Genomic DNA, 12,902 nt, shown 5'->3' with positions numbered 1-12,902 from the left:
CTGCCCGATAGCGGCGATGGTCTCTACCAGCGGGCGAAACGCGCCGCCGGCGGGCCGGGTGACCGCCACCCCAGCCCCCAGCCCGATTGCCGTTGCCGCGAGGCTGGACGCCACCACCAGCCAGCCGTGATCGAGAGTGAGCGCCCAGAAGCTCTCCTGCTGGTAGACCGGCCGCGGCAGTTCCGGGAACAGCCGACTGAACAGCGGCGCGCTGTAGGGCAGCCCTGCCAGCAGGCCGATAAACAGCGCGATAAGCCACCACAGCGGCTCACGAAGCGCCTTCATGGCTCATCTCCTGACGCAGCAGATCGGCAAAATGCAGCGTACCGCAGGGCCTGCCTTCGGCATCGACCACCGGCAGCGTCTCGCAGCGCCGGGCGACAAACTGCGACAGCGCTTCCCGCAGGGTCATGGTGACGGTCAGCCCCTCGCCCGCCAGCCGTTCGTCGGGACGCAAATAGTCCCCCACCTCGCGCAGCGACAGCAGGCGCACACCCAACTCGCTGCGGCCAAAAAAGGTCTGTACAAAGCTATTTTTCGGTCGCAGGAGCATCTCCAGCGGCGCCCCCTGCTGGACCACCTCGCCCCCGTCCATCAGCACCAGGTGGTCCGCCAGACGCAGCGCTTCGTCAATATCATGGGTCACCAGCACAATCGTCCGTCCCAGCAGACGGTGGATGCGCAGCATCTCCTGCTGCAGCGCCTCGCGGGTCACCGGGTCGAGGGCGCCGAAGGGCTCATCCATCAACAGCACCTCCGGATCTGCCGCCAGCGCCCGCGCCACCCCCACCCGCTGCTGCTGGCCGCCGGAGAGCTGATGCGGGTAACGGTCGCGCAGCGTCGCCTCCAGCCCCAGCAGCGCCATCAGCTCGTCGATCCGGTCGGCGATCCTTGCCCGCGGCCATCTTTGCAGCTGCGGCACGGTGGCGATATTCTGCGCCACCGTCCAGTGGGGAAACAGGCCGATGGACTGGATGGCATAGCCCATCCGCCGCCGCAGGGTCAGGACCGGCTGCAGGCGGATGTCCTCGCCGGCAAAGCGAATGGTGCCCCGGTCCGGCTCCAGCAGACGGTTGATCATCTTCAGCGTCGTCGACTTGCCCGAGCCGGAAGTCCCCACCAGCACCGAGAAAGCGCCTTCGCGCAGCTCCAGGGTCAGGTCCTTCACCGCCGGGTGGCCGGCAAACACTTTGCTGACCCCTTGAAATTCAATCATTGGCCTCTCCTTTTAGCCAGGCGCCCCACAGGGCGAACAGGGCATCCACAACCACCGCCAGGGCAATGGTCGGCACCACGCCCAGCAGCACCAGATCCAGCGCACTGCTCAACAGCCCCTGAAACACCAGCGCGCCAAAGCCGCCGGCGCCGATCAGCGCGGCCACCACCGCCATGCCGACGGTTTGCACGCTGACCACCCGCAGGCTGCGCAGCAGTACCGGCATCGCCAGCGGAAGCTGCACCTGACGAAAGCGCTGCCCGGCGCTCATGCCCATTGCCGTCGCGCTTTCCAGGGCATCCTGCGGCACCTGCTGCAGGCCGGTCACCACCCCGCGCACCAGCGGCAGTAGCGCATAGAGAGTGAGAGCGATCAGGGCTGGCGCCACGCCGGTCCCGGAGACGCCCAGCTCGCCCAGCGTCGGGAAATAACGCGCCAGACCGGCAAGCGGCGCAATCAGCAGGCCAAAAAGCGCTACCGACGGAATAGTCTGGATCACATTGAGCGCGGTAAAAGCCGGCGCCTGCCAGCGCGGACGCCGCCACAGCCATACCCCCAGCGGCAGGCCAATCAGCAGGCCCGGCAGCAGGGTGCCGAACAGCAGAAGCAGATGCTGGCGCAGGGCGTCATCAAATACCTCCTGACGGTTGGCATACTCCTTCAGCAAGGAGAGCTGATCGAGCGCCCCGATAGCGAGCAGGATGATGGGCAACAGCCAGACTTGCGCATTGAGCAGCCAGCGCCAGAGCGGCCGGACGGTAAGATGACGGATGGCCTCGCTGGCCAGCAGCAGACAAAGCGCCAGCGACAACCACAGGCCGCTGCCGGGCGAGGTGCGCGCCAGCGGCGAGCCGTGCCGGGAGAGCTCAAGCGCCGCCTGGCCGCTGCCCCAGATAAGCAGCGGGAAGAGCAGTTCAGCCAGCAGCAGGTGAAGAAGCGGCGCGGCCCTGCCTGGCAGCCAGCAAAGCAGCATCCCGGCAAGGGCCGCCGCCAGCTGAACGCCGGCGAGCCAGGGCAGCACCTGCCACAGCCCGCGCCCTTCCCCGGAGAGTAAGCGATTCGGCGCATAAGTGACAAACGGCAGCGCCAGCGTAACCAGCAGCAGACCTATCAGCAGCAAGCCGACGCGATGAGTACAGCGAATGGTCACCGGTGGCTTACTTCAGCAGGCCTTTCTGCTGCAGATAATCTGCCGCCACGCGCTTCGCATCCTGGCCCTCCACCGCAATGCGGGCGTTCAGCTGCTGCAGCGTTTTTTCATCGAGGCTGGCGAAGACCGGCTGCAGCCAGTCGGCGATCTGCGGGTAGGCCTTGAGCACCGCCTCGCGCACCACCGGCGTCGGGGCATATATCGGCTGCACGCCCTGCGGGTCGCTCAGCGTCTGTAACCCCAGGGCCGCCACCGGGCCATCGGTGCCGTAGGCCATCGCCGCGTTAACGCCGGAGGTCTGTTGCGCCGCCGCTTTGATGGTCACCGCCGTATCGCCCCCGGCCAGCGACAGCAGCTGGTTCTGGTTGAGGTTGAAGCCATACGCTTTTTCAAACGCCGGCAGCGCGTCCGGGCGCTCAATAAATTCCGCCGAAGCCGCCAGCTTAAATTCGCCGCCCTGCTTCAGGTAGCGACTGAGGTCGGCCAGCGAGGTCAGCTTATTTTTCTCCGCCAGGTCCTGGCGCACGGCGATAGTCCAGGTGTTGTTGGCCGGCGCCGGGGTGAGCCATACCAGCTGATGTTTCTCCTGATCGAGGCGCTTCACCTTCTCATAGCCCTGTTGGGCATTCTTCCACGCCGGGTCGTTTTCATCTTTGAAGAAGAAGGCGCCATTGCCGGTATATTCCGGGTAGATATCCAGCTCGCCGGCGACAATCGCCCCGCGCACCACCGGCGTGGTGCCGAGCTGGATTTTATTAATCGTTTTTACGCCGTGGCTTTCCAGCACCTGCTGGATCATATTGCCCAGCAGCGCGCCTTCGGTATCAATTTTCGAGCCGACCTTCACCGGCTCCGCCGCCTGCAGCGGTAAACTTATCAGGGCGGCCAGCGCCAGCGCGCCGGACCATGTCGTTGCCATCTTCATCCCGCATCCCTCAGTTCTTTTGCGCTTCGCTTACAGAAGCTTAAGAGAAAAGCGTAGCCCATTTGCCAGCGATGCGAAAAAGAAAAGGCCGATTAATCGGCCTTTAAAGCGTGACGTTGGACTTAAGAGCGATACCTTACAGCAGCTCAAACTCGCTCTGCTTCACGCGGGCGGAGTCCACGCCGATAAAGACATTGAATTTGCCCGGCTCAGCAACGTATTTCATTTGCTGATTCCAGAACTTCAGCGCGTCGACGTCGATTGGGAAGCTAACGGTTTGCGTTTCGCCCGGTTTGAGGGTGACCTTTTTAAAGCCGCGCAGCATTTTCACCGGCCGGCTCATGGAGGCGGTGACGTCCTGCAGGTAGAGCTGGATCACCGTCGCCCCTTCGCGATTGCCGGTGTTGGTCACCTGCACGCTGGCGGTCACGCTGCCATCGCGCGGCATGGTGGCCGACGACATGTTGACATCGGAGACGCTAAAGGTGGTGTAGCTCAGGCCGTAACCAAACGGATACAGCGGGCCATTGGCTTCATCGAAGTAACGCGAGGTGTACTTGTTCGGCTTCTCCGGATTATACGGCCGGCCGGTATTCAGGTGGCTGTAGTAGGTTGGGATCTGCCCCACCGAGCGCGGGAAAGACATCGGCAGCTTGCCCGACGGGTTATAGTCGCCAAACAGCACGTCGGCGATGGCGTGGCCGCCTTCGGTGCCAGCAAACCAGGTCTCCAGCAGCGCATCGGCTTGCTGATCCTCTTTCACCAGCGCCAGCGGACGCCCGTTCATCAGCACCAGCACCAGCGGTTTGCCGGTGGCTTTAAGAGCGGCAATCAGATTGCGCTGGCTCTGCGGCAGGGTGATATCGGTCCGGCTGGAGGCCTCATGCGCCATGCCCTGCGCCTCGCCCACTACGGCGACCACCACATCGGATTGCTTCGCCGCCGCGACCGCTTCGTCGATCATTTCCTGCGGCGAGCGTGGGTCAACCTGCACCGCGTTCTCATACAAATTGAGGAAATCGACAATGCCTTTGTCATCGGTAACGTTCGTCCCTTTGGCGTAAATTACTTTGCCGTTATCGCCCAGCGCTTCTTTGATGCCGGTCAGAACGGTCACCGACTGGTCGGCCACCCCGGCCGCGGACCAGCTGCCCATCATGTCGCGCTTGCTGTCCGCCAGCGCGCCAACCACCGCGATAGTGCCGGATTTTTTTAGCGGCAGCGTATCAAGACGGTTCTTCAGCAGCACCAGGCTCTCGCGAGCCACTTCGCGCGCCTCTTTACGATGCAGACGACTTTCCGCATTGGTGTCCTGCGGGTCAGAATCTTTCGGTCCCAGGTGGCTGTAGGGATCGTTGAACAGTCCCATATCATATTTCACGTTGAGCACGTGTCGGGTGGCATCATCCAGCTCGGCCATGGTCACCTTGCCGGACTTCACCAGCCCCGGCAGGTACTTACTGTAATACTCGTCGCTCATGCTCATGTTGATGCCGGACTTCAGCGCTACGCGCACCGCGTCTTCCGGGTCGGAGGCCACGCCGTGCTTAATCAACTCTTTGATGGCGCCGTGGTCGGAAACGGTGATGCCTTTAAAGCCCCACTGGTCGCGCAGGACGTCTTTCAGCAGCCAGGAATCAGAGGTCGCCGGGGTGCCGTTCAGCGAGTTCAGGGCTACCATCACCGCGCCGCTGCCGGCATCAAGCCCGGCTTTATACGGCGGCATATAGTCGTTGAACAGGCGCTGCGGGCTCATGTCGACCGTATTGTACTCTTTCCCGCCCTCCACCGCGCCGTAGGCGGCGAAATGCTTGACGCTGGTCATCACCGAATAGCGGTCCGCCGGGCTCTTGCCCTGCATCGACTCCACCATCGCCTGGCCCATCATCGTGGTCAGATAGGTGTCTTCCCCGAACCCTTCGGAAGCGCGTCCCCAGCGCGGGTCGCGGGAGACGTCGACCATCGGCGCCCAGGTCATGTTCAACCCGTCATCGGCAGCTTCATAAGCTGACACGCGGCCCACGGTCTTCACCGCATCAAGGTTAAACGACGAGGCCAGGCCGAGGCTTATCGGAAACACGGTGCGCTGACCGTGCAGCACATCGTAGGCAAAGAACAGAGGGATCTTCAGGCGGCTAAGCTGCATCACCTGATCCTGCATCACACGGATATCCGGGCGGGTAACGGTGTTAAAAATCGCCCCCACCTGACCGTTCTTGATCATTTCACGGATCGCCTCTTTCGGGTTATCCGGGCCAACGCTTATCAGACGCAGCTGGCCGATTTTCTCGTCCACCGTCATTTTTTTCAGCAGGTCGGTGACAAAGGCATCCCGCGCCTGCGGGGTCAGGGGGTGGTTACCAAACAGTTCATCCGCCAGCGCGGGTTGCAGCGCCAGACTCACGGCGACGCCTACAGTGCAGAGCCATTTCATTGTTATCTCGCTTTATCTCAGACGGGGACTCGGTAAAACATAATAAAAACCGCAGTTTGCCATATATATAAACAACGCGCCCGCAGAATGCTAAGGTTCTTCTCTGATTTTTGCGAAACATTCATGCATCAAATTGTCATACAAAGCGCTATGCTTATCCTCGATATTTCGCGCACCACCACAAGGAGTGGAACATGTCATCTGCACCCACTGACACCCATAAAACGTTTCTGGCTGACCTGGCGCGCCTGGTTGGCCCTTCGCATCTGCTGACCGACCCGGCAAAAACCCAGCGCTACCGCAAAGGCTTCCGCTCCGGTCAGGGCGAGGCCCTGGCGGTTGTCTTTCCCGGTACCCTGCTGGAGCTCTGGCGCGTGCTCAACGCCTGCGTAGACGCCGATAAAATTATTCTGATGCAGGCGGCCAACACCGGCCTGACCGAAGGTTCGACCCCCAACGGCAATGATTACGATCGCGAGATCGTGATTATCAGCACCCTGCGCCTGGACAAACTGCATCTGCTGGACAAAGGCGAGCAGGTGCTGGCCTGGCCCGGCACCACCCTCTATTCGCTGGAAAAAGCGCTCAAACCGCTGGGACGCGAACCGCACTCGGTGATCGGTTCGTCATGCATCGGCGCATCGGTCATCGGCGGGATCTGCAACAACTCCGGCGGCTCGCTGGTGCAGCGCGGGCCGGCCTACACTGAGATGTCGCTGTTCGCGCAGATTGACGCCGACGGCAAGCTGAAGCTGGTCAATCATCTGGGCATCGATCTCGGCAGCACGCCGGAGCAGATCCTCAGCCGCCTCGATGACGAACGGATTAGCGATAGCGATGTCCTGCACGACGGCCGCCACGCCCACGATCACGACTATGTCACCCGCGTGCGCGATGTCGATGCCGACACCCCGGCGCGCTATAACGCCGACCCGGACCGCCTGTTCGAATCCTCCGGCTGCGCCGGCAAGCTGGCGGTTTTCGCCGTGCGTCTCGATACTTTCCCGGCGGAAAAGCGCCAGCAGGTGTTTTACATTGGCACCAACCAGCCGCAGGTATTGACCGAGATCCGCCGCCATATCCTCGCCGAGTTCCAGCATCTTCCGGTGGCGGGGGAATATATGCACCGCGATATTTACGATATCGCCGAGAAGTATGGCAAAGACACCTTCCTGATGATCGACAAGCTCGGCACCGACAAAATGCCGTTCTTCTTCACCATGAAGGGGCGCACCGACGCGATGCTGGAGAAAGTCTCGCTGTTTAAGCCGCACTTTACCGACCGCTTTATGCAGAAACTCGGCCACGTCTTTCCGGCACATTTACCGGAGCGGATGAAAACCTGGCGTGATAAATATGAACATCATCTGCTGCTGAAGATGGCTGGCGACGGCATCGAAGAAGCGCAGCGTTGGCTGACGGAGTACTTCCAGCAGGCCGAGGGGGATTTCTTCGCCTGTACGCCGGAGGAAGGCAGCAAGGCGTTCCTCCATCGCTTTGCCGCCGCCGGCGCGGCAATCCGCTATCAGGCGGTGCATGCCGACGAAGTCGAAGATATTCTGGCGCTGGATATCGCCCTGCGCCGTAACGATACCGAGTGGTTCGAACATCTGCCGCCGGAGATCGACAGCCAGCTGGTGCATAAGCTCTACTATGGCCACTTTATGTGCCATGTGTTCCATCAGGATTACATCGTCAGGAAAGGGGTCGACGCCCACGCGCTGAAGGAAAAAATGCTGGAGTTACTGAAAGCGCGCGGCGCCCAGTATCCGGCGGAGCATAACGTGGGTCATCTGTATGAGGCCCCGGAGAGCCTGCAGCAGTTCTATCGCCAGAACGATCCCACCAACAGCATGAACCCGGGGATTGGTAAAACCAGCAAGCAGAAATACTGGGGTGAAGCGGCCCCGACGCCAGCCTCTCCGGCGGATCCGCAATAATCGACGGCAGGACTATTCAGCCTGGCGCTTCTGTATTACGCTGCACGCCGGAGAATGTTTCTCCGGCAGATTCAGGAGCGCCGCCATGCCCGCAGAGGCCCCGTTACTCGACAGTGATTTAGAAATTCGCGAAGCGCTGCCCGACGATGCGCACGCCATCGCCGCGCTGTATGTCTGGCACGTACTTAATGGCCGCGCCTCCTTCGAAGAGATCCCCCCCACCGTTGACGAAATGCGTAAACGGATCCAGACCGTGCGCGACAATGGGCTGCCGTGGCTGGTAGCGCTGTGGCGCGGGGCTATCGTCGGCTACTGCTATGCCACTTTCTATCGCCCGCGTCCGGCCTATCGCTACACCCTCGAGGAATCGATATACGTGGAATCCGGAATGGGCGGACGCGGCATCGGCAGCGCGCTGCTGTCCAGGCTAATCGCTGAGTGCGAGAAAGGCCCGTGGCGGCAGATGCTGGCGATCATCGGCGATGGCCATAACAATGCCGGCTCGCTGGCGATCCATAAAAAGTTCGGCTTTACCGTGGCGGGTCAGCTGCGCAGCGTCGGCTACAAGATGGGCGACTGGCGGGATACGTTGATTATGCAGCGCGCGCTGGGTGACGGCGACTGGACGCTGCCGGAGTGATCTCCGGCGTCAAATCCCCGGCTCGCGGCGTAAACGCCTTAGCCGGGCTACCGTTCAGCGCGGTTCCGGAGAGGCGTCAGCCGCCATCCTGCACAAACACCGGCACTCGGCCTGATTGCCCGGCGGCGCTGCGCTTGCCGGGCCTGCGAAGGGGATGAACCCGCCGCCAAATCACGTAGGCCGGATAAGGCGCGAGCCGCCATCCGCCACAAACGCGGCACGGTGTCGGCTATATTGCCCGGCGGCGCTGCGCTTGCCGGGCCTGCGAATGGGATGAACCCGGCGCCAAATCACGTAGCCCGGATAAGGCGCGAGCCGCCATCCGCCACAAACTCCGGCACTCGGCCTGATTGCCCGGCGGCGCTGCGCTTGCCGGGCCTACGAAGGGGGCGAACCCGGTGCCAAATCACGTAGGCCGGATAAGGCGCAATGCGCCGCCATCCGGGAGACATGCAGATTAATCGTTCTGCGCGGTCTGCGCGCCGCCTTTCAGCATCGCCTCCGCCATCTGCGCTTCGCGCTGCTTTTTATAGCTCAGCGCCGAGGCGGGTACCGGCATCACCTTCCCGGTTTCAATCCAGGTCCGCAAGCGGCTGGCGTCAGCGAAGTGGGTATATTTGCCGAAGGCATCCATCACCACCAGCGCCACCGGACGTTGGTTAATCACCGTGCGCATAATCAGGCAGTGGCCGGCAGCGTTGGTGAAGCCGGTTTTGGTCAGCTGAATGTTCCAGTTATCGCGATACACCAGATGGTTGGTGTTGCGGAACGGCAGGCTGTAGGCCGGATGGGCGAAGGTGGCGGTCTCTTCTTTGGTGGTGCTCAGCTGGCCGATCAGCGGATACTGCTCGCTGGCGATCAGCAGTTTGGTCAGATCGCGGGCGGTGGAGACGTTATGCACCGACAGGCCGGTGGGCTCCACGTAGCGGGTATGGGTCATGCCCAGCGCCTGGGCTTTGGCGTTCATCGCGCGAATAAAAGCGTCGTAGCCGCCCGGATAGTGATGCGCCAGGCTGGCGGCCGCGCGGTTCTCGGAAGACATCAGCGCCAGCAGCAGCATATCGCGGCGACTAATCTGGCTGTTGAGGCGCACGCGGGAGTAGATCCCCTTCATTTCCGGCGTATGGCTGATATCCACCGTCAGCATCTCATCCAGCGGCAGATGGGCATCGAGCACCACCATGGCCGTCATCACTTTGGTGATCGACGCCATCGGGCGCACCAGATCCGGCTGGCTGGCATAAATGATTTTTTTCGTGGCCAGATCGACGATCATGGCGCTGCCGGAGGCAATTTCCGGCTGCGAGGCGGTCACCGCCGTCGGGGTTTTTGCTAACGCCTGGGGCGCAAAAGGCACAGCCAGCAGCAAGGTCAGGCTGAGCAAAGAGACTCGAAATTTCGGCATCATGGGCATTCTGAAAAGTATTTTTGCACGTTATGGAACGTACGCCGCGAGGTTAAGTGGGCAACTTCGCTGGCAAACGCCATCATACCGCGCCGTAAGGCCCTGTGCCTAATAAGAATCGTGAAGAAATGCTGCATTGCCGACATAAAATACATATTTGCCGGCAATGCATATTTACCCGTGTCGCCCGATCAGAAGAGTCGGTAGCCATACCCCCAGAGCACCACGGTGATGGCCAGCAGCACTTCCAGCACCAGTACCCCAATAGCTAGCGTCGAGCTGGCAAAGCTTAACCCCTCTTCCCGATTAATGCTCAGGAAGGTCGGAATGCCGAGATACAGCAGATACCCGGTATAGAACAGCGCAATAGTACCGACCAGCGCGCACAGCCAGACCAGCGGATAGAGCGCCACAATCCCGCTCAGAAACAGCGGGGTGGCGACGTAGCCGGCAAACACCATGCAGCGTTTCAGGGAAGGCTGCTGCGGATACTGCCTCGCCATCCACCAGATGACCCGCCCCATGATCGCCACCCCGGCGAGCATCACGGCGTAAAACAGCACCGCCAGCGCCAGTCCGGTCAGCATCGACAGTTTAATCACGGTGCCATCGCCGAAGTTCCAGCCCAGCTGCGTGGTGCCGATAAAGGCGCAGATTACCGGAACCGCCGCCATCAGCAGCACATGATGCGTATAGTGATGAGAAATGGTTTCATTCTCGCTCTTAATCACGCTCATTTCCCGGTTGGGATGAGCGAAGAGCCCCCAGACATGGTTCATAGCGTCCCCCTTGTCACGGCTTCGTACTGCACTGATCCAAGTATAATTCACCCTGTAGATTATTTTATGTACAGCACAGAAAATTCTGCGTCGCCGCGTTTTGGTCAGCAGGGTGTATGATTAAGAGGTGATGAGGTAAGGAGAAAAGCTTTTTATGGATATCAATCACCTGATTTCCCAGTATGGCTACGCGGCGCTGATCGTCGGCAGCATGGCGGAAGGTGAGACCATTACCCTGCTGGGCGGCGTCGCGGCGCATCAGGGGCTACTGAAATTTCCCCTGGTGGTGATCGCCGTCGCCCTCGGCGGGATGATTGGCGATCAGCTGCTCTATCTGGTCGGCCGCCGCTTCGGGGGACGCATCCTGCGCCGTTTCGCCAGTCAGAAAGCGCGGATCCGTAAAGCGCAGCGTATGATCCAGCACCGGCCGTGGCTGTTTGTCATCGGCACCCGCTTTATGTATGGCTTCCGGGTAATCGGCCCCCTGCTGATCGGCGCCAGCCGCCTGCCGCCGCGCATTTTCCTGCCGCTGAATATTGTCGGAGCGCTGGTGTGGGCCCTGCTGTTTACCACCATTGGCTATCTCGGCGGCGAGGTGGTTGGCCCGTGGCTGCATCATCTGGACGCCCATCTGAAGCACTGGATCTGGCTGATCCTCGCGGTGGTGGTGGTGGTGGCCGCCCACTGGTGGCTCAGGCGGCGCGAGAGTAAGAAGAAAGATTAAGCGGCGCGCCCGCGGGCGCACCGTGGTTGGCGGTTACTTCACCGTCTGGTGGTAGCCGCCGCCGAGGGCCGAGGTCAGCTGAATGCTAGCGTCAATCCACTGGCCGTGCAGGCGCAATGCGGTGATCCGTTCCTGCAGCGCCGGGAGCTTCGCCATACTGACTCTGGAGCCAGGTAAGATCCCCGCCGCCATTCGGGCCTGCGCCAGATCTACTACCCGCTGAGCGTCTTTTTCAACCTGCTGCTGCTGCTGGCTTTTGGCCATTAATGTTTCGACCTGGCTGGCGGTTTTCGCCACCTGGTTAACGGCATCCACCACCGCTTTGTTGTACTGGGCGATCGACAGGCTATTCTGCGCGCTGGCGATATCCAGGTTGGCGTTAAGGCGGCCGCTGTCAAAGATCGGCAGCGTCAACCCGGCAGTAACGCCCATCTGCTGCGCCGAATGGCGGAAAAGATCGCTTAAGTGCAGGGCATCCTGCTGCAGGAACGCCATCAGATTGATGTCCGGATAAAATGCCGCTTTCGCCGCGTCCACTTCGCTCAGGGACGCCTCAATATACCAGTGGGCGACCTGCAGATCCGGGCGGCGCGCCAGCAGCTCATAGCCGAGGTTATCTGGCAGCTGCGCGCTGACCGTTGGCAGGCTGGCGGGTTTGAGGTTTAGCGACTGGCTCTGGCTGTTGGTCAGGGCCATCAGCCGCGCTTCAATCTCTTTCATCGTGCCCGTCACGTCCGCCAGCTGCTGGTCGGTTTTGCTGACGTTAATATCGTTCTCCGCCCCTTCGGCGGAGTTAGTGATCCCGCGCTGATACAGGGCCTTGTCGACCGTCACGATATTATTTTGCTCGTTTTTCACCTGCTGCAGCACCGCTTTGATCGCCGCTTCCGTCTGCCACTGCCAGTACAGACGCGCCACGCTGCCGGAGAGCAGCTCACGGGTCTGGGCCTGTTCAGCAACCTGGGCTTTCAGCTCGCCGATACGCGCTTTCACCAGCGCACGGTTTTTTCCCCACAGATCGAGATCCCAACCGGCGGTCAGGCCAAAGGTACCGTTGGTGTACCACGGGCCGGTATTGCCGTCGGTGTCGGTAGCAAACGGTCCCATCAGGCCTTCGGCCGACATGCGCTGGCGTTCAATATCGGCGGAGAAATCCATCTCCGGGCCAAGATTCGCCTGCGACATTCGCGCCTGCGCTTCGGCAAGCCTGATGCGCTGTTCGGCAATCTGCATATCCGGCGCGTTGGCCAACGCTCGCTGAATCAGATTATTAAGCTGTGGGTCATGGTAATCTTTCCACCAGTCAGTCTGCGGCCAGCCATTTTTCACGGCGGCAGGGAGATCCATGGAAACATGGGAGGCCGGAATTTGCTGCTGCGGCGGATTAGCAACCTCATGAGATGGCGCGCAGCCAGCCAGCGCGATGGCCAGGGGCAATGCCGCCAGCACGCTTTTATTTAATATCAATTTCATTGGACAGGTCAGATAACTTAATCAGGTTGGTTATCATAAGTTAATTGAATTAAACGCGTTTAGTAAAGCGTGTGACTAAATTATTAGTTTGCTAAAAATAAACAACCTTATCAATTCAGGGGGTGAATATGAGCCGGCATCTTTTAACGAGCCGCACCTCTTTTCCACCCTGCCCGCTCTGGATGAAGAGAAAGAACGTCCGATGACCTTTTTACT

The 12,902-nt window shown here is 60.8% G+C and carries 10 protein-coding genes and 1 pseudogene; 3 read left to right on the top strand and 8 right to left on the bottom strand.

Annotation, left to right across the window (positions count from 1 at the left end; translation table 11 throughout):
- From KHQ23_RS23100 to bglX, 5 genes and pseudogenes are all read right to left on the bottom strand, one after another.
- Positions 1-285 (bottom strand): annotated as a pseudogene (locus KHQ23_RS23100) (ABC transporter permease); the annotation flags it as partial.
- The gene (locus KHQ23_RS23095) at positions 269-1,216 is read right to left on the bottom strand and encodes an ABC transporter ATP-binding protein (protein WP_004175098.1); all 948 of its coding nucleotides are present in this window, start codon (positions 1,214-1,216) and stop codon (positions 269-271) included. The gene KHQ23_RS23095 and the pseudogene KHQ23_RS23100, both read right to left, overlap by 17 nt.
- Positions 1,209-2,366: an ABC transporter permease gene (locus KHQ23_RS23090; protein WP_032434860.1), complete on the bottom strand. Its 1,158-nt coding sequence runs from the start codon at positions 2,364-2,366 to the stop codon at positions 1,209-1,211. Before KHQ23_RS23090 ends, KHQ23_RS23095 begins: the two co-directional genes overlap by 8 nt.
- Before the next feature lie 7 nt (positions 2,367-2,373).
- Entirely contained in the window at positions 2,374-3,291 is a 918-nt protein-coding gene (locus KHQ23_RS23085; protein WP_002912823.1) for an ABC transporter substrate-binding protein, read from the bottom strand.
- 136 nt (positions 3,292-3,427) lie between these two features.
- On the bottom strand, positions 3,428-5,725 hold the full coding sequence (gene bglX / locus KHQ23_RS23080; protein WP_032433331.1) for a beta-glucosidase BglX: 2,298 nt from the start codon (positions 5,723-5,725) through the stop codon (positions 3,428-3,430).
- Positions 5,726-5,919: 194 nt separating this feature from the next.
- On the opposite strand from bglX, the gene dld reads away from it, so the two are divergent.
- Together dld and KHQ23_RS23070 are read left to right on the top strand one after the other, a co-directional pair.
- Positions 5,920-7,665, top strand: a complete 1,746-nt coding sequence (dld, locus tag KHQ23_RS23075; RefSeq protein ID WP_002912827.1) for a D-lactate dehydrogenase — start codon at positions 5,920-5,922, stop codon at positions 7,663-7,665.
- Positions 7,666-7,750: 85 nt separating this feature from the next.
- On the top strand, positions 7,751-8,305 hold the full coding sequence (locus KHQ23_RS23070; RefSeq protein WP_002912829.1) for a GNAT family N-acetyltransferase: 555 nt from the start codon (positions 7,751-7,753) through the stop codon (positions 8,303-8,305).
- A gap of 457 nt (positions 8,306-8,762) precedes the next feature.
- Here KHQ23_RS23070 and pbpG read toward each other — a convergent pair whose 3' ends face one another.
- Together pbpG and KHQ23_RS23060 are read right to left on the bottom strand one after the other, a co-directional pair.
- Complete coding sequence (pbpG, locus tag KHQ23_RS23065) at positions 8,763-9,713, bottom strand: D-alanyl-D-alanine endopeptidase (protein WP_004180615.1); 951 nt, start codon at positions 9,711-9,713, stop codon at positions 8,763-8,765.
- Between the two features lie 188 nt (positions 9,714-9,901).
- A complete protein-coding gene (locus tag KHQ23_RS23060) occupies positions 9,902-10,489 on the bottom strand; it encodes a Yip1 family protein (RefSeq protein ID WP_002912831.1) in 588 nt (195 codons plus the stop codon).
- A 154-nt stretch (positions 10,490-10,643) separates the two neighbouring features.
- Between KHQ23_RS23060 and KHQ23_RS23055 the strand changes: the two genes are divergently transcribed.
- A complete protein-coding gene (locus KHQ23_RS23055; protein WP_002912833.1) occupies positions 10,644-11,213 on the top strand; it encodes a DedA family protein in 570 nt (189 codons plus the stop codon).
- A 33-nt stretch (positions 11,214-11,246) separates the two neighbouring features.
- On the opposite strand, the gene mdtQ is transcribed toward KHQ23_RS23055, so the two are convergent.
- Positions 11,247-12,686: a multidrug resistance outer membrane protein MdtQ gene (gene mdtQ / locus KHQ23_RS23050; RefSeq protein WP_032434862.1), complete on the bottom strand. Its 1,440-nt coding sequence runs from the start codon at positions 12,684-12,686 to the stop codon at positions 11,247-11,249.
- Between the last annotated feature and the right edge of the window lie 216 nt (positions 12,687-12,902).

Origin of the sequence: Klebsiella sp. 64 (assembly GCF_018223915.1) — a bacterium.
GTDB lineage: Bacteria > Pseudomonadota > Gammaproteobacteria > Enterobacterales > Enterobacteriaceae > Klebsiella > Klebsiella pneumoniae.
This window is presented reverse-complemented; position numbering and strand designations above follow the sequence as displayed.